General features: G+C 71.2%; 21 protein-coding genes. 16 read left to right on the top strand and 5 right to left on the bottom strand.

Translation table 11 applies throughout. The annotated features are described in order from the left end of the window. The first annotated feature begins 111 nt into the window (after positions 1 to 111). Both ACN269_RS19630 and ACN269_RS19635 read left to right on the top strand, forming a co-directional pair. The gene (locus tag ACN269_RS19630; protein WP_355048596.1) at positions 112 to 750 is read left to right on the top strand and encodes a PadR family transcriptional regulator; all 639 of its coding nucleotides are present in this window, start codon (positions 112 to 114) and stop codon (positions 748 to 750) included. Positions 751 to 773: 23 nt separating this feature from the next. Further along, a complete protein-coding gene (locus ACN269_RS19635) occupies positions 774 to 1853 on the top strand; it encodes an inositol-3-phosphate synthase (RefSeq protein ID WP_355048595.1) in 1080 nt (359 codons plus the stop codon). Between the two features lie 64 nt (positions 1854 to 1917). Here the strand turns inward: ACN269_RS19635 and ACN269_RS19640 are convergent, their stop codons facing one another. Further along, on the bottom strand, positions 1918 to 2151 hold the full coding sequence (locus tag ACN269_RS19640) for a hypothetical protein (RefSeq protein WP_421473795.1): 234 nt from the start codon (positions 2149 to 2151) through the stop codon (positions 1918 to 1920). Between the two features lie 184 nt (positions 2152 to 2335). After that, on the bottom strand, positions 2336 to 2815 hold the full coding sequence (locus tag ACN269_RS19645; RefSeq protein WP_421473796.1) for a methylated-DNA--[protein]-cysteine S-methyltransferase: 480 nt from the start codon (positions 2813 to 2815) through the stop codon (positions 2336 to 2338). A gap of 70 nt (positions 2816 to 2885) precedes the next feature. Here ACN269_RS19645 and ACN269_RS19650 point away from each other — a divergent pair, with 70 nt between their 5' ends. From ACN269_RS19650 to ACN269_RS19665, 4 genes are read left to right on the top strand one after another with little or no spacing between them, the layout of a single operon-like run. Then, positions 2886 to 3401 (top strand): SigE family RNA polymerase sigma factor, encoded by a 516-nt coding sequence (locus tag ACN269_RS19650; protein WP_421473797.1) that lies wholly within the window; start codon positions 2886 to 2888, stop codon positions 3399 to 3401. Continuing rightward, positions 3398 to 4510 carry a TolB family protein gene (locus ACN269_RS19655; protein WP_421473798.1) on the top strand — a complete coding sequence of 371 codons (1113 nt, stop codon included), beginning with the start codon at positions 3398 to 3400 and terminating at the stop codon, positions 4508 to 4510. Before ACN269_RS19650 ends, ACN269_RS19655 begins: the two co-directional genes overlap by 4 nt. A gap of 40 nt (positions 4511 to 4550) precedes the next feature. Further along, positions 4551 to 5072, top strand: a complete 522-nt coding sequence (locus ACN269_RS19660) for a hypothetical protein (protein ID WP_421473799.1) — start codon at positions 4551 to 4553, stop codon at positions 5070 to 5072. Positions 5073 to 5099: 27 nt separating this feature from the next. Further along, the gene (locus tag ACN269_RS19665; protein WP_421473800.1) at positions 5100 to 6629 is read left to right on the top strand and encodes a flotillin family protein; all 1530 of its coding nucleotides are present in this window, start codon (positions 5100 to 5102) and stop codon (positions 6627 to 6629) included. Between the two features lie 159 nt (positions 6630 to 6788). On the opposite strand, the gene ACN269_RS19670 is transcribed toward ACN269_RS19665, so the two are convergent. Continuing rightward, complete coding sequence (locus ACN269_RS19670; RefSeq protein WP_421473801.1) at positions 6789 to 8249, bottom strand: CCA tRNA nucleotidyltransferase; 1461 nt, start codon at positions 8247 to 8249, stop codon at positions 6789 to 6791. 126 nt (positions 8250 to 8375) lie between these two features. Between ACN269_RS19670 and murJ the strand changes: the two genes are divergently transcribed. The 7 genes from murJ (at position 8376) to ACN269_RS19705 (ending at position 16672) form a co-directional block, all read left to right on the top strand. Then, entirely contained in the window at positions 8376 to 10133 is a 1758-nt protein-coding gene (murJ, locus tag ACN269_RS19675) for a murein biosynthesis integral membrane protein MurJ (RefSeq protein ID WP_421473802.1), read from the top strand. Between the two features lie 438 nt (positions 10134 to 10571). After that, positions 10572 to 12179, top strand: a complete 1608-nt coding sequence (locus ACN269_RS19680; protein ID WP_421473803.1) for a protein kinase family protein — start codon at positions 10572 to 10574, stop codon at positions 12177 to 12179. A 43-nt stretch (positions 12180 to 12222) separates the two neighbouring features. After that, entirely contained in the window at positions 12223 to 12915 is a 693-nt protein-coding gene (gene sigM, locus ACN269_RS19685) for an RNA polymerase sigma factor SigM (RefSeq protein WP_421473804.1), read from the top strand. Then, a complete protein-coding gene (locus tag ACN269_RS19690) occupies positions 12912 to 13877 on the top strand; it encodes a hypothetical protein (RefSeq protein WP_421473805.1) in 966 nt (321 codons plus the stop codon). The genes sigM and ACN269_RS19690 overlap by 4 nt, the downstream gene beginning before the upstream one ends. A gap of 175 nt (positions 13878 to 14052) precedes the next feature. Further along, positions 14053 to 15003, top strand: coding sequence for a thioredoxin-disulfide reductase (gene trxB, locus ACN269_RS19695; RefSeq protein ID WP_421473806.1), 951 nt, complete (start codon positions 14053 to 14055; stop codon positions 15001 to 15003). A 31-nt stretch (positions 15004 to 15034) separates the two neighbouring features. Further along, positions 15035 to 15358, top strand: coding sequence for a thioredoxin (trxA, locus tag ACN269_RS19700; protein ID WP_007453873.1), 324 nt, complete (start codon positions 15035 to 15037; stop codon positions 15356 to 15358). Positions 15359 to 15508: 150 nt separating this feature from the next. Beyond that, complete coding sequence (locus ACN269_RS19705) at positions 15509 to 16672, top strand: N-acetylmuramoyl-L-alanine amidase (RefSeq protein ID WP_421473807.1); 1164 nt, start codon at positions 15509 to 15511, stop codon at positions 16670 to 16672. Between the two features lie 7 nt (positions 16673 to 16679). Here the strand turns inward: ACN269_RS19705 and ACN269_RS19710 are convergent, their stop codons facing one another. Next, a complete protein-coding gene (locus tag ACN269_RS19710; protein ID WP_074315552.1) occupies positions 16680 to 17345 on the bottom strand; it encodes a GNAT family N-acetyltransferase in 666 nt (221 codons plus the stop codon). A gap of 26 nt (positions 17346 to 17371) precedes the next feature. Here ACN269_RS19710 and ACN269_RS19715 point away from each other — a divergent pair, with 26 nt between their 5' ends. The 3 genes from ACN269_RS19715 to ACN269_RS19725 all read left to right on the top strand — a co-directional run bounded on the left by ACN269_RS19715 (position 17372) and on the right by ACN269_RS19725 (position 19953). Next, positions 17372 to 17542 (top strand): hypothetical protein, encoded by a 171-nt coding sequence (locus ACN269_RS19715; RefSeq protein ID WP_421473808.1) that lies wholly within the window; start codon positions 17372 to 17374, stop codon positions 17540 to 17542. A gap of 88 nt (positions 17543 to 17630) precedes the next feature. Further along, the gene (locus ACN269_RS19720) at positions 17631 to 18944 is read left to right on the top strand and encodes a PLP-dependent aminotransferase family protein (protein ID WP_421473809.1); all 1314 of its coding nucleotides are present in this window, start codon (positions 17631 to 17633) and stop codon (positions 18942 to 18944) included. A gap of 7 nt (positions 18945 to 18951) precedes the next feature. Next, positions 18952 to 19953: a D-alanine--D-alanine ligase family protein gene (locus ACN269_RS19725; protein ID WP_421473810.1), complete on the top strand. Its 1002-nt coding sequence runs from the start codon at positions 18952 to 18954 to the stop codon at positions 19951 to 19953. A 257-nt stretch (positions 19954 to 20210) separates the two neighbouring features. Here the strand turns inward: ACN269_RS19725 and ACN269_RS19730 are convergent, their stop codons facing one another. Next, complete coding sequence (locus ACN269_RS19730; RefSeq protein WP_421473811.1) at positions 20211 to 21272, bottom strand: hypothetical protein; 1062 nt, start codon at positions 21270 to 21272, stop codon at positions 20211 to 20213. Between the last annotated feature and the right edge of the window lie 316 nt (positions 21273 to 21588).

Genomic DNA, 21588 nt, shown 5'->3' on the forward strand with positions numbered 1-21588 from the left:
CCCGGAACGGGGGTTTGCCCTGGCCGGCGGCAGCCGCTAACGTGCGATGTATCGGTCCGATACATCGCGGCGGTTATCGCTCCGCGCCGGAGGGTATGGAGAGGGTGGCCAGTGCTCGAATTCGCCATCCTCGGCCTCCTGCAGGAGTCTCCGATGCACGGCTATGAGCTGCGCAAGGAGCTGACCGCCAAACTCGGCGCGATCCGGGCGGCGATCAGCTACGGCTCGCTCTACCCGACCCTGCGGAGGTTGCAGGCGGCGGGCTGGATCACCGAAGCCGCCGAGACACCCGCCACCGCCGAGGAGGTTCCCGCGCTGACCAGCCGACGAGGTCGGGTGGTCTACAAAATCACCGCGGAGGGCAAGGAACGCTTCGCCCAGCTCATCGCACAGGCCGGGCCCGAGACGTACGACGATACGGGTTTCGGTGTGCACTTCGCGTTCTTCGCCCGGACCGACCAGGCGACCCGCCTGCGCATCCTGGAGGGTCGCCGCCGCAAGATCGAGGAACGTCGTGAAGGCCTTCGCGACGTGCTGGGCCGGGCGGCCGAGCGCCTCGACGCTTACACCTTGGAACTGCAGCGCCACGGCCTTGACGCCTGTGAGCGTGAGGTCCGCTGGCTGGAGGAGCTCATCGCCAACGAGCGCTCCGGCCGAGCCCCGACGGTCCCGCACCTGGGGACAGCCGGTGGCCGACGAGAAGACAACAGCCCGCCTCCGCCTGGAGAGACCAGGAAAGAGCGGCCGTGACAGAAAAGAAGGAGGCAGACGCTATGGGCTCCGTCCGCGTCGCCATCGTCGGTGTGGGTAACTGCGCCTCGTCCCTGGTTCAGGGCGTCGAGTACTACCGCAACGCCGACCCGAACGACCGCGTCCCGGGTCTCATGCACGTCACCTTCGGCGACTACCACGTCTCTGACGTTCAGTTCGTCGCGGCGTTCGACGTCGACGCCAAGAAGGTGGGCATGGACCTCGCGGAGGCGATCGTCGCCAGCGAGAACAACACCATCAAGCTCTGTGACGTGCCGCCGACCGGCGTGTCCGTGCAGCGCGGCCCGACCTTCGACGGTCTGGGCCAGTACTACCGCGAGATCGTCGAGGAGTCCGACGCCACCCCCGTCGACGTGGCCCAGGCGCTGCGCGACGCGCAGGTCGACGTCGTCGTCTCCTACCTGCCGGTCGGCTCCGAGCAGGCCGACAAGTTCTACGCCCAGGCCGCGATCGACGCCGGTTGCGCGTTCGTCAACGCCCTGCCGGTCTTCATCGCCTCCGACCCCGAGTGGGCGCAGAAGTTCACCGACGCGGGCCTGCCGATCGTCGGCGACGACATCAAGAGCCAGGTCGGCGCCACCATCGTGCACCGCGCGCTCGCGAAGCTCTTCGAGGACCGCGGTGTCGAGCTGCTGCGCACGTACCAGCTCAACTTCGGCGGCAACATGGACTTCATGAACATGCTGGAGCGCAACCGCCTGGTCTCGAAGAAGATCTCGAAGACCCAGTCGGTCACCTCGCAGATCCCGCACGAGATGAGCAAGAGCGACGTGCACATCGGCCCGTCGGACCACGTGCCGTGGCTGGACGACCGCAAGTGGGCGTACATCCGCCTGGAGGGTCGTTCCTTCGGCGACACCCCGCTCAACGCCGAGCTGAAGCTCGAGGTGTGGGACTCGCCGAACTCGGCCGGTGTCATCATCGACGCCGTCCGGGCCGCGAAGATCGCGCTGGACCGCAAGATCGGCGGCCCGATCCTGTCGGCCTCGTCGTACTTCATGAAGTCCCCGCCGGTGCAGTACGCCGACCACGACGCCCACCAGGCCGTCGAGGAGTTCATCGCCGGCGAGGTCGAGCGCTGACCGGCTGAAACACCAGCAGCACCGTCGAGGGCCGGGTCCGTGGGGACCCGGCCCTCGCCGCGTCTCAGCCCGCCATCTCCAGGTACGGCGACAGCCGCAGCGCCAACTCCTCGACCGAGTCGACCTCTCCGCTGGCCAACGCGTCGGTGAGCGCCATCCGCTCCTTGGCCGGCATGGTCAGCGTGACGCCCGAGCGGACCAGGAAGATCCGCATCGCCGCCCAGGCGAGCCCCGCGTTCCACATGTCCAGCGGCCGCCACATCATCAATCCGTGCAGCAGCGCCGCCGCCCTGTCCAATGCGGTGGGGTAGACGGCCTGCCCCAGGATCCGAGCGTGTGGACGAGTCGCCCCGGCGACCAAGATGCCGCCGTCCCTGACGCGACCGAGGTACGGAGGCAGCTGCCGCGAATTGTGTAGCGATCGCCAGGTGCCCATCTCCGGTGCGTCGGCCCGGGCCAGGTGCGACAGCAATGATCGCTGGTCAGGACCACGCGTGCCGCAGGGCGACGCCGGCCTCCAGCTCCAGCAGCGTGACCTTGCGCGGCAGGCCGCCACCGAAGCCGACCAACTTGCCGCCCGCGCCGACGATCCGGTGACACGGCACGATCACGGGGATCGGGTTGCGGTTGCAGGCCACCCCCACCGCCCGTGCCGCTCCCGGATCGCCGACCAGCCGCGCCACCTCGCCGTACGTCAGCGTCTCGCCGTACGGAATGCGGGTCATCTCCCGCCACACCGCGCGCTCGAACTCGGAGCCGCGCGGGGCCGACACGGGAACCGTGAACGCGGTCGACGCGCCGGCGAAGTACGCCCGCAACTCGGTCACGACCTGCCGGGACAGCGGGTCGCCCGGCTCGTCGGCGGCCCCGTCCACCCGGCCGAAGTGGGCCCCGCAGACGTTCGTGCCGTCGGTGGCCACGGAGAACTCGCCGATCGGCGAGTCGAGCACGGTCCAGCGCATGCGTCCATTGTTCCTCCGTTGGGAGGCAAAGTTCTCCTGCCGTACAGCGTCTGAACTACGGAGGTGGGCGGTGGCGAAGGTCGACGGGGAGTTCACCACGTTCGTTCAGGAACGGGGTGCCGCCTTGCTGCGCGTCGCGTACGTGCTGGCCGGCAATCAGCACGCGGCAGAGGACCTGCTGCAGAACGCACTGGCCAAGGCGTACGCCCGCTGGCCGCGCATCAGGGGTGACGCCGAGCCGTACGTGAAACGCATCCTCTACCACGACCAGGTGTCCGGCTGGCGACGGCGAGCGCGGCGAGCGGAGGTGCCCGTGGCGGAGTTGCCGGAACGGCCGCTGGACAGTGACAGCGGCCGCGAGACCGATCTGCGGTTGCTGCTGCTGGATGCCCTCCGGACGCTGCCGCCACGGCAACGGGCGGTGCTCACCCTGCGCTACCTCGAGGACCTGAGCGTCGAGCAGACCGCGTCACTGCTGGGCTGCCGGGCCGGCACGGTCGCCAGCCAGAGCGCCAAAGCGCTGGCACGGCTCCGGCACCTTGTTCCAGGGCTGGACGAGCTGACCCGCCCGGAGGTGACGCGATGACCGCACAACTGGACGACCTGCTCCGCAGGGCCGTACGCGACCTGGCCGAGGGCGCCGCGCCCGCTCCAGGACTCGCCGTCCGGGCACTCGGCCAGGGCCGCCGGTTGCGTCGGCGGCGGCGGTTGACCGTCAGCGCGGCAGTGCTGGTCGCGGTCGTCTCGGTGGCGGTGCCGTTCGTGCTGCTGCGTCCTCGACCGGCCGCGATTCCTGCGACGCCACCCACGGATGCGACTCCGGCACCCTCGATCACGGCGGCACCCTCGATCCGGCCCACCCCGGGAGCGAACTGGGCCGCCGCACCGCTGGTGCTGCCCGGCAACTGGGTGGTGACCCGGGCGCAGTACGCCGGCGGGTCGGGCAGCGGATTCCTGCTGGACCGGGGCCGGGGCCGGTATGTGCCCACCGACCGCTACGACGCCATCTTCCCCGCGCCGACCGGCTCTCTGGTGGCGGTCATCGAGGAGGACCGTCCTCGCGAGGTCGGTCTCGTCGACCTGGCGAGCGGAAAGACCCGCTGGCACGAGGTCGGCCGGGCGCTGAACCGCCCGACCTGGTCACCGGATGGTCGACGCCTGCTGTTCACCACCACTCAGCTGGACCACTTCGGCTTCGTCGTCCTCGATCGGGACGGCACGAAGCGTACCCACGAGGTGTCCCGGCAGCGTTACCTCTGCACCGACCAGTGCTCCTTTGTCTGGACCCGGAACGGTCGGGAGGTGGCACTGCCGCAGACCGCCCAGGGCAGGCCCCGGTCCGAGTCGGTCCGACACCCTCGAAGTGGCGTGCAGATGTTCTCCGCCGACGACGGACGACCAACCCGGTCGGAGCCGCTACCCGGCGATCCCGCCGGGCCGTGGGCCTGGTCGCCGGACGGTCGCCTGGCCGTCGTCCAGGGCCAGCAGGAGCCGCTGCTGGTGGAGACCGCCACCGGCCGGGTCGTCAACCCGCTGCCGGTCGCCGACGCCGCCTGGGTCGACGACGACCTGCTGCTCTACCGGGAGCCGTACCAGGGTGACTTCGTGCTCGCCGACACGACCGGGCGCGAACTCGTCCGCCAGCCACTGACCGCACAGCTGTCCGAGTTGGAGATCAGCGTGGCGCCTCGTTGAGCCGTTCGGCCCTTCGTCGGCGTTGCGCGGCGTCGATACCGTGCAGGTCGTGGCCACGGGGACGCTCATCTTTCTGATCATCGGCGGGGCCGGTGTCGCGGTGCTGGCGCTCGCCCTGCTCGGCAGCGAGCTGCTCCACTTCGGGCATCCGGACGTGGACGGGCCGATCTCCACCGAGACGGTCGCGGGCTTCGCCGGAGCGTTCGGCTTCGGTGCGGCGATCGTCAACGAGTTGCTGGGTGCGCGTACCCCCGCGATGATCGCGGCCGCGGCGGCCGGCGGCCTGCTCGCGGCCGCGCCCACGGCGTGGTTGGCATCGCGGTTCAGCCGGGCGGCGCGCAACATGCGCACCGACCCCACCCCCACCCGCGACGACCTGGTCGGCGCGCTCGGCCTGGTCGTCACGCCGGTGCCCCTCGACGGGTACGGCGAGGTGCGGGTACGCGTCGCCGGCCAGCCGGTCAAGCTCAACGCCCGCGCCGACCGGCCGATCCCGATCGGCGCGCAGGTCTTCGTCGTGCAGGCACTGAGTGAGACAAGCGTGCACGTCGAGACCTACTGATTCCCTCTCATAGACAGGACCCCCTCCATGCCCCTGTTGATAGCTGTCGTGGGCGCGGTCGTCCTCGCGCTCGTCCTGGTGTTGTTCGTGCTGTCCCGGATCAAGGTGGCCGGGCCGAATGAGGCGTTCATCGTCACGGGTCGCAAGGGGCGTACCACGCACACCGCCGATGGCGGCCGGTCGACCGACACCTCGGGGCAGAAGGTGGTGCTCGGCGCCTCGGTCTTCGTGCTCCCGGTGGTGCAGAAGCTCCAGTCGCTCGACCTGTCCAGCCGCCGGATCGACGTGGGCATCCGGGGCGCGGTCAGCAAGCAGGGCATCCGTGCCGACCTGCACGGCGTGGCGATCGTCAAGGTCGGCGGCACCGAGGACGCGATCCGGGCGGCCGCCCAGCGGTTCCTGCACCAGCAGGACGAGATCGACAACTTCACCCGGGAGGTGCTGGCTGGCGCGCTGCGTTCGATCGTCGGTCGGCTCACCGTCGAGGAGGTCATCCGGGACCGGGCGGCGTTCGCCAGCGCCGTGGCCGAGGAGGCCGAGCACTCGATGACCAACCAGGGTCTGGTGCTCGACACCTTCCAACTCCAGGACATCCTCGCCGAGGGCTCCTACCTGCAGGACCTGGGCCGACCGGAGGCCGCCCGGGTACTCAAGGACGCGGCCATCGCCGAGGCGCGGGCCCGGCAGCAGGCCGAGCAGGAGCGACTGCTCGCCGAGGAGGCCATCGCCGAGGCGAACCGCAACCTGGCCCTCAAGCAGGCCGGCATCCAGGCGGAGATCGACGCGGCGAAGGCCAAGTCGGCCGCGGCCGGGCCGCTCGCCCAGGCCGAACGGGACCAGGCGATCCTCTCCGAGCAGCAGAAGGTGGCCGAGCGCAACGCCGAGCTGAAGCAGCGCCAACTGGACACCGAGGTGCGCAAGCCGGCCGACGCCGCCCGATACAAGGTGGAGCAGGAGGCCGAGGCGGCCCGCAACGCGGCGGTGCTCAGCGCGGACGCGCAGCGCCAGGCGGTCATCGCCGCCGCGCAGGCTTCCGCCGAGCAGGCACGGCTCACCGGTGAGGGCGAGCGGGCCCGACGGGCGGCCCTCGCCGAGGCGAACGCGATCGAGGGCGCCAAGGAGGGCGAGGCCGAGCAGCGGCGGCGCTCCGCGATCGCCGAGGCCGTCGAGCGCGAGGGTCAGGCCGAGGCGGCGGCCATCCTGGCCAAGGGTGAGGCCGAGGCCGACGCGATGGCCCGCAAGGCCGAGGCGTTCGCGGCGTACGGCGAGGCCGCGGTGCTGGACCTGCTGGTCAAGGTCCTGCCACAGGTCGTCGAGGCGGCCAGCGCTCCGATCGGGGCGATCGACAAGATGACGGTCATCTCCACCGAGGGCGCGTCGTCGCTGACGAAGTCGGTGGCCGGCAACGTGGCGCAGGGTCTACAGCTCGGCAGCGACCTCACCGGCATCGACCTGGCCGGCCTGCTGGCCCGCCTGGGCTCAGCCTCGACGCCCGGCAACGGCACCCCGGCAACCAAGAACCCGTCCATGGACGGAACAGCCGTAGAAACCCGCTAGCCACCCCGCGCGCGCGCCCCGCCCCGTCCCCGCGATCTTGCACTTTCTGTTGCGACAGAAGAGGGCATCCCCCTCATATCGACGACAGAAAGTGCAAGATCGGCGGGGCGGGGCGGGGGCGGGGGCGGGGGCCTCGCGGGGGGGGGTGGGCGGGGTTGGTTAGGGGATCAGGCCTTCGGCGCGGGCCCAGCGCAGCAACTCCGCCTCGGCGGCGTCGCGGTCGAGGGGGCCGTGCTCCAGGCGCTGTTCCTTGAGGTGCTTCCAGGCCCGCCCGACGATCGGCCCTGGCGGTACGCCGAGCAGCTCCATGATCGCGTTGCCGTCCAGGTCGGGGCGGACCCGCGCCAGGTCCTCCTCGGCCGCGATCCGGGCGATCCGGTCCTCCAGCGCGTCGTAGTCGGCGGCGAGCTGGGCCGCCTTGCGACGGTTGCGGGTCGTGCAGTCCGAGCGGGTCAGCTTGTGCAGCCGGGGCAGCAGGTCACCGGCGTCGGCGACGTAACGGCGCACCGCCGAGTCGGTCCACTCGCCCCGGCCGTACCCGTAGAAGCGCAGGTGCAGCGCGACCAGCGCGGTCACCTTCGCGGTGATCTCCTTGGGGTACCGCATCGTCTTCATCCGGGCCTTGGTCAGCCGGGCGCCGACCACCTCGTGGTGGTGGAAACTGACCCGGCCGTCGGACCCGACGGCCTTCGTCGCCGGCTTGCCCGCGTCGTGCATGAGGGCGGCCATCCGCAGGACGAAGTCGCAGCCCTCCTCCTCGTAGGAGACCGCGTTCTCGACGACCGTCAGCGTGTGCTCGTAGACGTCCTTGTGCTGGGCGTGCTCGTCGATCTCCAGTTTCAGTCCGGTCAGCTCCGGCAGGAACCGTTCGGCCAGCCCGGTGTCGACCAGCAGCCGCAGCCCGGTGATCGGGTCGGCGCCGCAGAGCAGCTTGGTGAACTCGTCACGGATCCGCTCGGCGGTGATCCGGTCCAGGTCGGCGGCCATCTCGGTCATCGCCACGTGCACGTCCGGGTGGACGGCGAAGCGCAGTTGAGCGGCGAACCGGGCGGCCCGCAGCATGCGCAGCGGGTCGTCGCCGAAGGATTCCCGGGGGGTGCTGGGAGTACGGATGACCTTGGCCGCGAGGTCGTCCAGTCCGCCGTGCGGATCGGTGAAACGGTGGTCCGGCAGGCTGACCGCCATCGCGTTGATGGTGAAGTCGCGCCGCTTCAGGTCCTCGTCGAGGCTGGTGCCGTACACCACCACCGGGTTGCGGCTGACCTGGTCGTACGACTCGGCGCGGAAGGTGGTGATCTCCAGCCGGAGGCCGTCGCGCTGGGCGCCGATGGTGCCGAACTCGCGGCCGGTCTCCCAGATCGACTCGGCCCAGCCCTTGATGATCCGCAACGTCTCGTCGGGATGGGCGTCGGTGCAGAAGTCGAGGTCGTCGCCGAGTCGGCCGAGCAGCGCGTCGCGTACCGAACCGCCCACCAGGTGTAGCTCGTGACCGGCACGGACGAAACGGCGGCCCAGCTCGTCGGCGACCGGGGAGACCCGGAGCAGTTCGGCGACGGCGTTGCGCTGCGCGGCGGTGAGGTCGCGGCGGTCGGCGGCGTGGGGAGCGGAGGCTTCGGACATGGGATCGCCAGCCTATCGGGCCGGGGTGTGATCCGATCCGCCGGGCGCGGGTAACGGGTGCGAGTTGACTAAGGTCTGTGACGTGCGGGTCGGTGCCCGGCTCGACGTACCCCTGGGAGGCTGGAGATGAGCGGCGGGCTCTACCGCAGCGCGAACGCCGCACGGGACGGCGGTACGGGAGCCAACATCCGCCCCTCCGACGGCGCCACCTTCATCTCCGCCGAGCCGCTGAATCAGCCGGCGATGGAGTCGACCGCCCCGCCCCAGGAACAGGTGGGTGAGGCGAGCGCGGCGACCAACAGCGCGGTGATGGCGATCGGCAGCCTGGTCAGCCGGGGTACGGGCTTCCTGCGCAACCTTGTCATCGCGGCGGCGCTCGGTGGCGCGCTGGTCGGTGACGCGTACACGACCGCGCAGATCCTGCCCGGCATGGTCTACGAGTTCCTGCTCGGCGGCGTGCTCACCAGCGTGCTGATCCCGGTGCTGGTACGCCGCCGCAAGGTCGACGTCGACGGCGGCCAGGCGTACGCCCAGCGACTGCTCACCCTGGCGGTGCTCGCCCTCGGCGTCGCGGCGCTGCTGGCGGTCGCCTTCGCCTCGACGCTCACCTGGCTCTACGGCAGCGGCCCGTCGAATGGCGACTACTCGCAGCTGGTCACCGGGCTGGCCCGCCTCATGCTGCCGATGATCTTCTTCTCCGGGCTGAGCGCGCTGATCAGCGCGGTGCTCAACACGCGGGGGCACTTCGCCGCCCCGATGTGGGCGCCGATCCTGAACAACCTCGTGGTGATCGCCACGGCCGGTCTCTACATCGCGATCTTCGGGGCGGAGATCGTGCAACCCGAGGAGATGACCACCGGGCGGATCCTGCTGATCGGTGGTGGCACCCTGCTCGGTGTCGCCGTCCAGGCGGCGGGCCTGCTGCCGGCGTTGCGCAAGGTCGGCTTCCGCTGGAAGCCGCGCTTCGACTTCCGCGCGCTCGGTCTGCGCGAGCTGGGCCGGCTCGGGGCGTGGATGATCTGCTACGTCGCGGTGAGCCAGGTCGGCCTCATCGTGCTGTTCAACCTGCTGAACCGGGCCGGCAAGGAGAACGCCGCCGGTCCGCTGATCTACAACAACGTCTTTCTGCTGCTGATGACCGCGCACGGCATCATCGCCGTCTCGATCATCACCGCGCTGATGCCCCGGATGAGCGCCGCCGCCGCCGACGGGCGGTACGCCGACGTCGCCGCCGACCTGTCGCGGGGTACCCGCACGGTCACGGCGGTGCTCGCGCCGATCGCGGTCTGCTACGCCGTCCTCGCCACGCCCATCGCGTTCACGCTGTTCCGGTTCGGCGCGTTCAACGAGGACAACGCCACCGCCACCTCCGTCGTCCTGCTCGCCGCCGCGCTGGCGCTGGTTCCGTTCGCGGTGAGCCAGCTCTTCACCTTCGCCTTCTACGCCCTGCCCGACACCCGCACCCCGGCACTGATCAACATTCCGGTGGTGGCTCTCCGGATCGGCGTACAGGTCGTGCTCTTCGTGGCCTTCTCGGCGAGCTTCGCCGGGGCCGGCATGATGATCGGCAACGCGGTCTCCTACCTGGCTGCCGCGATCGGCTCCGCGTGGCTGCTCCGGCCGCGCGTCGGCCGGATCGGCCTCGGCGAGATCATGCGGACCGGTGGCCGGGTCGCGGCGGCGGCACTCGGCTCGGCGCTCGTCGGCCTGCTGGTGATCAAGCTGTTGCCCGGCGACGACACGCCGAGCCGCCTGGAGGCGATCGTCCAGCTCGTGATCGGTGGCGCGGTGATCGGCGGGAGCTACCTCGGGCTCGCCATGGTGCTGCGGATCGGGGAGATCACCGAGGTGGTCGGGATGGTCCGTCGTCGGCTCGGCCGCTGAATCGCCGTACCCACGGTCGCGGCCACACGGAACGTGACCATGGATCACCAGCCTGGGGATGTCCCTGTGGATAACTCCGCGATTCACCGGTCAGCCACCGGATAGGCCTGTGGATAACCAACCGTACGGCTGAGCCTGAGCGTCCAATCGGCGGGGAACTGGCTGGTGGACGAGGGCAGCACGCCCGGCCCGGCCCCGACGTCGGTCACTTGCGGTGAAGCCGTAGATTAGCTAGTACATGTGCCAGCAACGTGGCTGACAACGGTCGTAACCGGACGACTTCCCCGATCCCCGGCACCCCGCCGGGTACGGCAAGAAGATGACATGTCGGGGAGACGGGCAACCCGGGTAAGGTCGCTCTCGACGGGTACGGCAGGCGCCGACGCTGCGCGTCGACACCGGTTGGCCGGTTCCTTCAACGGCAGAGCGGGAAGCCACATGCCCAGCAGTACGGGTCCATCGATCGACACGATCACCGAGGGAGGACGGGTGACCCAGGTCGGCGAGGGTCAGGAGGCGGACGAGAGCGCTCCTCCGATCATGACCTTCGGTGCTCCCACGGCCGGTGAGATCCTCGCCGAGCGTTACGAGCTGGTCGAGCACATCAACAACGACAGCGCGGGCCGGCTCGTCTGGCGCGGGGTCGACGTCATCCTGCGCCGTCCCGTCGCGGTGGTGCTGCGCTACCCGGGTGGCGACTCCGCCACCGAGATGCTTCAGGCGGCCGTCGCGGCCAGCCGGGTCATCCACCCCAACCTCGTCGGCGTGTACGACGCCATCGACGAGGCCGAGCGGGCGTACGTGGTCCGCGAGTGGGTGGACGGGCAGTCGCTGCGCGATCTGGCCGCCGAGGGCCCGCTGGACCCGGCCCGCGCCACCGCTGTCGGCAACGCCGTCGCCAGCGCGCTGGCCGCCGTGCACGCCACCGGCATGGTGCACGGCAACGTCCACCCCGGCACCGTCATGATCAGCGACGATGGCCGCGTGGTCCTGGCCGACGCCCGCACCGACGGCGACGACAGCCAGGAGAGCGACATCCGGGCGGTCGGCGGCGTCCTCTACTTCGCGCTGACCGGTCACTGGCCGCACACCGAGGCGCCGCTGCGCGGGGCCACCGCCGGTCACGGGCGGGCCGCCATCGCGGACGCGGTCCGGGACGCCTCCGGTGCCCTCGCGGCGCCCCGCCAGGTCCGGGCCGGTGTGCCCGCGTACCTGGACGACCTGACGATGGACCTGCTCGACGCCGACATCGCGCCGCCGTCGTCCGACGTGCTGGCGGCCGAGTTGGCCCGGCTGGACGTGCCGGCCGAGGAGGAGCACTACCTCGACAACGGCGGGCCGCTGCGGTTCACCGCCGAGACCGGGGAGGAGCCGTCCCCGCTGGCCGCCGCCGGTGGCCGCAAGGTCGCCATCGGCATCGCCGGTCTGCTCGCGGTGGCCCTGGTAGGTCTGCTCATCGGCATCAGCGCGCTCGGCGGCGACGACGAGAAGCCGCAGGACAACGCTGCGGCAACCCCCAGCGCCACCGCTCCGGCCGGCGAGGCCACCCCGGCCGCCGCCGCGGTGCGTAACCTCAAGGTGCAGGACATCAAGATCATCGACCCGGACAGCGCCCCACGGGACGAGCTCGACGGCGCCAAGAAGATGATCGACGGTGACAACGACAAGGGCTGGGAGACCGACCGCTACCCGAACGCCACGTACGGGAACCTCAAGTCGGGCATGGGCGTCTGGTTCGACCTGGGCTCCCCCCACACGGTGAAGTCGGTGCAGGCGGTGCTCTCCGGTCGAGGCGCCACCGCGAAGCTGCTCGCCGGCACGACCACCTACCCGTCGACCTCCAACGGCGACAAGTCGATGGTGGCGAACTACAAGACGGAGATCGGTGTCCTCAAGGAGCACGACGGCACCACGATGACCTTCAACGGGTTCAACGCCGACGAGAAGTACCGTTACCTGCTGCTCTGGTTCACCGAGTTGCCGCCCAACGGCGACGACGGCGGCTTCAAGCTCGGCGTGCAGGAGATCACGGTCCAGGGTTCGTGAGCCGCGCAGCACACCCCGGGCACCGCATCCACCGGACGCGGTGATGGACGGGCGCGACGCGGCAACGGACCTCGAGCTGCTGCGCGCCCACGTCGCTGGCGACCGGGACGCCTTCGCGGCCCTGTTCCACCGGCACCGCGATCGGCTCTGGGCGGTGGCCCTACGGACGCTCGGCGACCGTGAGGAGGCCGCCGACGCGCTCCAGGACGCCCTGCTGTCGGCACACCGCGCGGCGGCTCGCTTCCGCGGTGACTCCGCCGTCACCACGTGGCTGCACCGGATCGTGGTGAACGCCTGCCTGGACCGCATCCGACGCCGGCAGGCGCATCCCACCGTGCCGCTGCCCGACGGCAACCGCGCCGACGGGTCGGGCACCGGCGGTGTCGAGCCGGCCGCGCCCGCGCCGGACCACGACACCGCGCTCGTGGTCCGGGCGGCGCTCGCCGCGCTCCCGGTGGAGCAGCGGGCCGCCCTGGTGCTGGTGGATGTGCAGGGTTACCCGGTGGCCGAGGTGGCACGCATCCTCGGAGTCGCCGAAGGGACGGTCAAGAGCCGGTGCGCCCGGGGCCGGGCCCGGTTGGCGGTGCTGCTCGGGCACCTCCGCCCGGCGTCGGCACGCCCCGAACGGGTCGACCCGGACGTGCCCGACGTCACGACGGGGAACCCACGCCCGGCCGAGGGCGTCGGATCGGGGTCGGTTCGCATCCGACAGGACGCGATTCAGGAGGAGACGTGACGGCCGAGGAGTTCAGGGAGGTCGACGCCGACCTGCTCGCTGACTACCTCGGCGGAGCGTTGGACGGTACCCCGCAGCAGGCCCGGATCGCCCGGCTGGTCGCTGCGGACCCGGCCTGGGCCGAGGCGTACGCGCTGCTGGCAGCCGCGGTGACGCAGGTCCGCAGCGACCTGACCCGGTGGGCCGAGCCCGCCCCGGAGCTGCCGCCCGCCGTCGCCGAACGAATCGCCGCCGCGCTGGTGGCAGCGGACACCCCGCCGTCCAGCGCCACCGGGTCACCCGAGACGCCGGCTCCGGCCACGCCGGTGACCGTGCCGGCGCAGGGTGGACGTCGGCCCACCACGTCGTTGCCTGCCGAGTCGGGGCGCGGCCCCACCGGCCCCGGTCGCCGGCCGCGTCGCTGGGTTCGTGCCGCCGCCCCGGTGGCCATCGCGGCGGCTGCCGTCGTCTCGGTCGGTCTGGGGCTCGGTCACCTGTCGACCAACACCGCCGACACCGGTGCCGTGGAGCGTCCGGTCAACGCGCCCGCGGGCATCGCTGCCGGCGGGACGGTCCGCACCTCCGGTCCGGCCCTGCACAGCGGTGTCGACTACAGCCCGCAGACCCTCGGTGGTACGCCGAGCCCGGCGTCCCCGTTGCTCGGATCGAGCGACAGTGGCCCCGGAGAGCAGCCCGGAGCGGACGCCGGAGGGGACCGGCGGCCCGCCTCGAACGGGTCGAACCAGCTCGCCCGGCTCAGCGACGAGGCCGCGTTGACGGCGTGCCTGTCGTCCGTGGCGGCGGAACACGGCTCGGGTCCACTGGTCGTCGAGATGATCGACTACGCGCGGTTCCAGGGCGAGCAGGCCCTCGTCATCCGGTTCACCGACCCGACCGGGGCACGCTGGGCCTGGGTGAGCGGAGCCGAGTGCGGTGTACCCGGGTCCGGCTCGGACAGCCGGTATTCGGCGCGGGTAGGGTGAATCCGCAGCACGATGAGCGTCCACGTGACCTGACCCACCGGTTGCCCGGTTCGGGAATCCCCGCTTCGTACGATGACGTTCTGGAAGTCAGCTGCCGGCACCCCCCAGGCGTCGGCACTCGGATCAGCATCGGTGCGCGCGCCGACGCCGAACACACACAACTCGGGAGACGGCAGTGGACGAGGTCCGCAACCTGATCATCATCGGCTCCGGCCCGGCCGGTTACACAGCGGCGGTCTACGCGGCGCGCGCCAACCTGAAGCCGCTGATCATCGAGGGTGTCCAGTCCGGCGGCGCGCTGATGACCACGACCGAGGTGGAGAACTTCCCCGGCTTCGCTGACGGCATCCTCGGCCCCGAGCTGATGGACAACATGCGCAAGCAGGCCGAGCGGTTCGGTGCCGAGTTCCTGACCGACGACGTGACGCGGGTCGAGCTGGTCGACACCGGCGACGCCGGCTCGGGCGCGACGAGCACCGTGTGGGTCGGCGAGACCGCCTACCGGGCCCGCGCCGTGATCCTCTCCACCGGTTCGGCCTGGCGTCCGCTGGGTGTGCCGGGCGAGCAGGAGTACCTGGGCCACGGTGTCTCCTCGTGCGCCACCTGTGACGGCTTCTTCTTCCGCAACCAGCACATCGTCGTCGTCGGCGGTGGTGACTCGGCGATGGAGGAGGCCAGCTTCCTCACCCGCTTCGCCGACTCGGTGACCATCATCCACCGGCGCGACTCCTTCCGGGCCAGCAAGATCATGGCCGACCGGGCGCTGAGCAACGAGAAGATCAAGGTCGAGTGGAACAGCACCGTCGAAGAGATCCTCGGCGCTGACGGCAAGGTCACCGGCGTACGGGTCCGCAACGTACACAGCGGCGAGACCAAGGTGCTGGACGTGACCGGCGTGTTCGTGGCCATCGGTCACGACCCCCGCAGTGAGCTCTTCCAGGGTCAGGTCGAGCTGGACGACGAGGGCTACGTGAAGGTCCAGGCCCCCAGCACCCGGACGAACGTGCCCGGGGTCTTCGCCGCCGGTGACGTGGTCGACCACACCTACCGTCAGGCGATCACCGCGGCCGGCACGGGTTGTGCCGCCGCGCTCGACGCCGAGCGGTTCATCGCGACGCTCAGCTAGAACAGGAAACACATCCCGGAGGAGGGCAATAGTGGGAAATACCAAGGCGGTCACCGACGCGAGTTTCGTCGCCGACGTGCTGCAGGCCGACAAGCCGGTGCTGGTGGACTTCTGGGCCGAGTGGTGCGGGCCGTGCCGTAAGGTGTCGCCGCTGCTCGAAGAGATCGCGGGCGAGATGGGCGACCAGGTCACCATCGTGAAGCTCAACATCGACGAGAACCCGGAGACCGCGCGGGCCTACCGGGTCATGTCGGTGCCGACCCTCACCGTCTTCAAGAACGGCCAGCCCGTGCAGTCGATCGCCGGCGCCAAGCCGAAGGGCGAGCTGGTCCGGCTCATCGAGTCGGCCCTCTGATCAGCGCAGACACCACCGAACCCCGTACCCGCTCGTCGGGTGCGGGGTTCGGTGTTTTTCCCGGCCCGAGCCCGTCACCGGTCCGGAACGCATAGCCTCAAGCTCAGGGCCGCCGCCCGGCCAGCCAGACTCGTGCAGAGGGGGTCGTGCGTGCGTCCGATCCGACCCGGAGACCGGGGAGCTGCGGTCACGGAGATCCGTACCATCCTCACCGGCCTCGACCTGCTCGCTGCCGCCGGCCCGCACAGCGACGAGTTCGACCTGGACACCGAACGCGCGGTCCGCGCGTTCCAGCAGTCCCGGGGGCTCAGCGTGGACGGCCGGGTCGGCTCGGAGACCTGGGGCGCGCTGGAGGCCGCACGCTGGCGGCTCGGTGCCCGCACCCTCTACCACGCGGTCCCCGAGCCGCTCACCGGCGAGGATGTCCGGTCGCTGCAGGAACGACTGCTGGAGATGGGGTACGACGTCGGCCGCGCCGACGCCATCTACGGCATCCGGACGTCCCGGGCCGTGGCCCAGTTCCAGCGCGAGGTGGGTCTCACCCCCGACGGCTCCTGCGGCCCGCACACGATGGACGCGCTGCGGCGGATCGGCCGCAAGGTCGTCGGCGGTCGCCCCCAGTGGCTACGCGAGTCCGACGCGATCCGCCAGTCCGGGCCGGCCCTGGTCGGTAAGACGGTGGTCATCGACCCCGGCCACGGTGGGACCGACCCCGGGATGGTGGTGCCGGACGGTCCGCTGCGGTGGACGGAGGCCGACCTCGTGCACGACCTGGCGAGCCGGTTGGAGGGACGACTCGCCGCGTCCGGGGTCCGGGTCCAGCTCACCCGGGGTCCCGCGCCCGACGCGTGCCTGCCGGACACCGACCGGGCGCTGCTGGCGAATTCGCTCGGCGCCGACGTGTTCATCTCCCTGCACCTCGACGGGCACGCCAACCCGGACGCGGAGGGTGTGGCGACCTACCACTACGGCACCGACAACGGGGTGACTTCGGCGACCGGTGAACGGCTGGCGGGTCTGGTGCAGCGGGAGATCGTGGCGCGGACCGGACTGCGGGACTGCCGTACGCACGCCAAGGCCTGGGACCTGCTGCGACTGACGAGGATGCCGGCGGTACGCGTCGAGGTCGGCTACCTCACCTCGCCCGTGGACCGTGCCCGGCTCGTCGACCCGCGGTTTCGCGACCGCGTGGTGGAGGCGATCGTGGCCGCCGTCCAGCGGATGTACTACCCGATCGAGCGGGACGTGCCGACCGGCTCGCTCGACGTCAGCGAACTGCGTGCGGTCGTGGCCGCCGGCACCGTGGTCGACTGACCTCCGCTCAGCCGCCCGTGGAGCGGGTGGCCGGGGCGGGTCGGACCGGCCGGAGCAGCGTCTCCGGGCTCATCGAGCCGAGCAGCTTCTCCAGCGCGTACTCGACGTCGGACTTCCAGCTCAGCGCCGTACGCAGTTCGAGGCGGAGTCGGGGAAAGCGGGGATGCGGACGTACCGTCTTGAAGCCGACGGAGAGGAAGAAGTCGGCCGGTGCCACGCAGCCGCCGGCCGGATCGTCGGCGTCACCGAACTTGGCGTCACCGAACGCCTCGATCGCCTTGATGCCCCGCTTCGTCAGATCCCGTGCGACGCCCTGCACCAACATCCGGCCCAACCCGCCCCCGGCGAACGCGGCGACCACGTTGGCGGTCATCAACAGCGCGGCATCGGCCGAGACCGGCGACGTCGGGAACGCCATCGACCGGGGAACGTAGGCGGGCGGCGCGTACATCACGAAGCCCGCCGGCATGCCGTCGACGTACGCGAGCTTGCCGCAGGACCCCCACTCCAGCAGGGTCTGGGAGACCCACGCCTCCTTCTCCAGGCCCGGGTCACCCGCGGCGCACGCGCGGTCGGCGGAGACCGGATCAAGCTCCCAGTAGACGCACTGCCGGCAGGGACGCGGAAGATCCTCCAGCGTGTCGAGGGTCAGGCTGACCAGACGTCGCGACATATGGCGCATCCCCAGAATTAGGCTCGGTGGTGAGACCGGCATGGAACGACAGCGCCGCCTTCCTGCCCCCGACGAGCGATCGTACGCCGCCGATCGACCGTACGGGAGGGGACGCGCAGATCCCCCACCCCGACCCGGGGGTCCGCCATGTGGTCGATCCGTTCCGGCAGGGCGGCAACCAGGCCTCGGCCGACTAGGATCGACAATCGGTGTGCCGCCGCCATGGAAGCGAGCAGGCGGGGTACCCGGGGCGGTAGCCACCCGAGCAGTGATCGAGGTGAGGTCATGACCGGCACGACACTCGACGACTACACCGACCGGTACGCCCGGCGCGTGCGCGGGATGACCGCCTCCGAGATCCGAGCACTCTTCGCGGTGGCCAGTCGACCGGAGGTCGTGTCGCTCGCCGGTGGCGCCCCGTACATCGCCGCGCTGCCGCTCGACGCGGTCGGCGAGATGCTGGGCAGGCTCGGCTCCGAGCACGGCAACACCACCCTGCAGTACGGCATCGGCCAGGGCACCCTCGAACTGCGCGAGCGGATCTGCGAGGTGATGGCGCTCTCCGGCATCGACGCCGCGTGCGGCGCCTCGCCCGAGGACGTGGTGGTCACGGTGGGCGGTCAGCAGGCGCTCGACCTGGTGGCCCGGCTCTTCCTCGATCCCGGTGACGTGGTGCTCGCCGAGGGCCCCACCTACGTGGGCGCGCTCGGCGTGTTCCAGGCCGCCCAGGCGCAGGTGGCGCACGTGCCGATGGACGCCGACGGGCTGATCCCCGAGGCGTTGGAGACGGCCATCGCCGACCTCGCCCGGGCCGGCCGACGCGTCAAGTTCCTCTACACCATCCCCACCTACCAGAACCCGGCCGGCGTGACGCTCAGCGAGGAACGCCGCGAGCGCGTCCTCGACATCTGCGAGCGCGCCGGCCTGCTCGTGGTCGAGGACGACCCGTACGGCCAACTGGGTTTCGAGGGTGAGGCCCCGGCGCCGCTGCGGGCCCGGCGGCGCGACGGCGTCTTCTACATCAGCACCTTCTCCAAGACGTTCGCCCCCGGTCTGCGGGTGGGGTGGATCCTGGCGCCGCACGCGGTCCGCGACAAGATGGTCATCGCCAGCGAGGCGCAGATCCTCTGCCCCAGCGTCTACGCCCAGTCTGCCGTCTCCACCTACCTGGGCACCATGCCGTGGCGGCAGCAGCTCAAGGTCTACCGCGAGGTCTACCGGGAACGCCGTGACGCCCTGCTCGACGCGTTGGCCGATCTGATGCCCGAGGGCACCAGCTGGACCACCCCGACCGGCGGGCTCTTCGTCTGGGCCACCCTGCCGGAGGGCCTGGACTCCAAGGCCATGATGCCGCGCGCCATCGCCGCCCGAGTCGCCTACGTGCCCGGCACCGGCTTCTACGCCGACGGCACGGGCACCGACGCGATGCGGCTGAACTTCAGCTTCCCGCCCCCGGAGCGCATCCGCGAGGGCGTACGCCGGTTGGCGGGCGTCATGGAGCAGGAACTCGCGACGCGGCGCGTCTTCGGTGCCGTGGGCGGCGTCGCCGGCCGTCGCGGCCGGCCCGGCTCCGACGTGCCGGGTCCCGACTTGGCATGATGCCGGCATGGGTACGACCGCTGCCGAGCGCTTCTCCGTGACCGATTCCGCCGTCGCGGCCGACCTGCGAGTGCTGGTCCTCGCCGGCGGACTCTCCTACGAGCGGGACGTGTCGTTGCGCTCCGGTCGACGCGTGCTGGACGCCCTGCGCGCCGTCGGCGTCGACGCCGAACTGCGCGACGCCGACGTGGCCCTCCTGCCGTCCCTCACCGCCGATCCGCCGGACGCCGTCGTGATCGCCCTGCACGGCGCGACCGGCGAGGACGGCTCACTGCGGGGAGTGCTGGACCTGTGCGACATCCCGTACGTCGGCTGTGACGCCCGATCTTCCCGGCTCGCCTGGGACAAGCCCTCCGCCAAGGCGGTGCTCCGCGAGGCCGGCATCCCCACCCCCGACTGGGTGGCCCTGCCGCACGACCGCTTCTCCGAACTCGGAGCGGTCGCCGTGCTGGACCGCATCGCCGACCGGCTCGGCCTGCCGTTGATGGTCAAGCCGGCGCAGGGCGGCTCCGGTCTGGGCGCCGCCGTGGTCCGGGACGCCGCGTCCCTCCCCGCCGCGATGGTCGGTTGCTTCGCGTACGACCCGACGGCCCTCGTCGAGCGGTACGTACCCGGGATCGACGTGGCCGTCTCCGTGGTCGACCTGGGAGACGGCCCGCAGGCACTGCCACCGGTGGAGATCGTGCCACGCAACGGCGTGTACGACTACGCCGCCCGCTACACCGCCGGCCGCACCACCTGGCACGCTCCCGCCCGGTTGGCACCGGAGGTCGCCGCCTCGGTGGCCGACGTGGCGCTGGCCGCGCACACCGCACTCGGTCTGCGGGACCTGTCCCGGGTCGACGTGATCGTGGACGCCGAGGGTCATCCGCACGTGCTGGAGGTCAACGTCTCGCCCGGCATGACGGAGACCTCACTGCTGCCGCTGGCCGTCCAGGCGGCCGGCCTGGACTTCGGCCGCCTGCTCGGCGTCCTGGTCAGTCGGGCCGCCGCCCGCCACGCCTCCTGACCCGGATTTCGTACCGGCTACAGCCCCGACGCTCGGAGCCGTGCGTTCAACGACGCGCGCGGTCTCGCCGTCCCGACGCCCGCGGCCTCGCCGTCCCGACGCCCGCGGCCTCGCCGTCCCGACGCCCGCGGCTTCGCCGTTCCGACGCCCGCGGCTTCGCCGTTCCGACGCGCGCGGCCTTGGCGGCCGTGGATTGCCGAGGCAGGGTGGGGCTGACGTGGGTGGGCCAACCCGCCGACCCCGCCCGCAACCGGTGATCAGTGCGCGGCGCTCACGTCTGGCGGGTTCATTCCGCTCTCGCTGACGTCGTCGGTGGGAGTCCTGCGCGGCGACGGGACGATCGGGCTCCGGGAGGCGTGACTCTCGGCATCGCGGCCCGACCCGACGTCGCGGCCGGACTCGGCATCGCGGCCCGACTCGGAGATCGCCCCGGCATCGGTGGCCGACCCGACCGCCAACGTGAGCGCGGCAGGGGAGGACGCTTCGACTGCCGGATGACCGTCGCCGTCGCCGTCGCCGCTGCCGCCGACTGAGGCGGCTCGGACGGCTGGGGCGGCTGCGGGGACGTGGTCCTCGACCGAGGGGGCCACCGGATCGCCGTCACGACTGTCGGCGTCGGCGTCCTCGATAGACGGTTCCGGAATCTCCTCGGCTGCCTCGATGACCGACACGGCGTCATCGTCAGCGGCTGCCGCGTGTGCCGCTGCCGCCGCGGACTGGGCCAGCAGGCTCGATGGAGCCTGCCACTGGATGCGGGGCGGCTCGGCCAACGGTCGGCCACCGAATTCGGCGAGCCAGGCGGCAACGAGCGCCAGATTCTCCCGCCACTGCTCCTCGGAGATCGGCGGCAGGATGGAGTCCCACAGGGACAGGAAGGTTCCCCGTAGTTGGAGCCGGCCGTACGGCCGGGCGAGGAACCACATGTGCAGGTGGGCGGAGCCGTCGCCCCAACGGTTCACGTGCACCCGTGCCACGCCGTCCAACGATCGGATGGCCCGCTCCAGACGTACCGTCATCACCCCCAACTCGGCGGCGAGCAGGTTCGGCAGGTCACCCAGGTCGAGGTGACTCCGCGATTCGAGGATGAGCACCATCGGCAGACCGGTCGGCCGGTCCATGGCACGGACCCGCCACCGCTCTCCCACCCAGATGTAGGCGTCGTCAGGTGCGTTGCAGGCGGTGCATTCCCGGAGGCCCTCGCCCTTGCGGGGCGGTTCGACCGGGACCGGGTCGTCGAGCTGCTTCACCCGCAGCTCACCCTCGAAGGGGAAGGAGGGCCACTGGGTGAAGTCCGGGACTGAGGGAGGGGTGTCGCGCACGACGCTGACCCTAACCGAGTCTGGCACCGCTGTCCCTACCTGTTCGACCGGTTCCAACTGCCCCGATCAGCGTCCGTCGTCGATCGCTGCGGCCCGTCGTCATCGGCCAGCGAATCGATATCCACAGGCTGCCGAGGGCCTTCATACACGCGGTCATCCACAGGCTGCCACCCGCTCCCACGCGGCGTTTCACGTGAAACGAGGGGTGCCTGTGGACAACCGGTGTGGATAACTTTTCGCCCCCTCGATCGTTCCGGCCTGTCGTGCCGGCCGCGCACAGCGCCACTCGTTCAACGCTGCCGGGATGCTTGGGTGC

The sequence above is a fragment of the Micromonospora sp. WMMD736 genome, from assembly GCF_049179015.1.
Taxonomy (GTDB): Bacteria; Actinomycetota; Actinomycetes; order Mycobacteriales; family Micromonosporaceae; genus Micromonospora.

Excerpts from the sequence above, each read along its gene's own strand:
- ACN269_RS19645 (WP_421473796.1), bottom strand. The coding sequence starts at position 2,815 with ATGCGCTGGACCGTGCTCGACTCGCCGATCGGCGAGTTCTCCGTGGCC.
- ACN269_RS19720 (WP_421473809.1), top strand. The coding sequence starts at position 17,631 with ATGACCGGCACGACACTCGACGACTACACCGACCGGTACGCCCGGCGC.
- ACN269_RS19710 (WP_074315552.1), bottom strand. The coding sequence starts at position 17,345 with ATGTCGCGACGTCTGGTCAGCCTGACCCTCGACACGCTGGAGGATCTT.
- ACN269_RS19680 (WP_421473803.1), top strand. The coding sequence starts at position 10,572 with ATGCCCAGCAGTACGGGTCCATCGATCGACACGATCACCGAGGGAGGA.
- ACN269_RS19655 (WP_421473798.1), top strand. The coding sequence starts at position 3,398 with ATGACCGCACAACTGGACGACCTGCTCCGCAGGGCCGTACGCGACCTG.
- ACN269_RS19635 (WP_355048595.1), top strand. The coding sequence starts at position 774 with ATGGGCTCCGTCCGCGTCGCCATCGTCGGTGTGGGTAACTGCGCCTCG.
- ACN269_RS19665 (WP_421473800.1), top strand. The coding sequence starts at position 5,100 with ATGCCCCTGTTGATAGCTGTCGTGGGCGCGGTCGTCCTCGCGCTCGTC.
- sigM (WP_421473804.1), top strand. The coding sequence starts at position 12,223 with ATGGACGGGCGCGACGCGGCAACGGACCTCGAGCTGCTGCGCGCCCAC.
- ACN269_RS19725 (WP_421473810.1), top strand. The coding sequence starts at position 18,952 with ATGGGTACGACCGCTGCCGAGCGCTTCTCCGTGACCGATTCCGCCGTC.
- murJ (WP_421473802.1), top strand. The coding sequence starts at position 8,376 with ATGAGCGGCGGGCTCTACCGCAGCGCGAACGCCGCACGGGACGGCGGT.
- ACN269_RS19670 (WP_421473801.1), bottom strand. The coding sequence starts at position 8,249 with ATGTCCGAAGCCTCCGCTCCCCACGCCGCCGACCGCCGCGACCTCACC.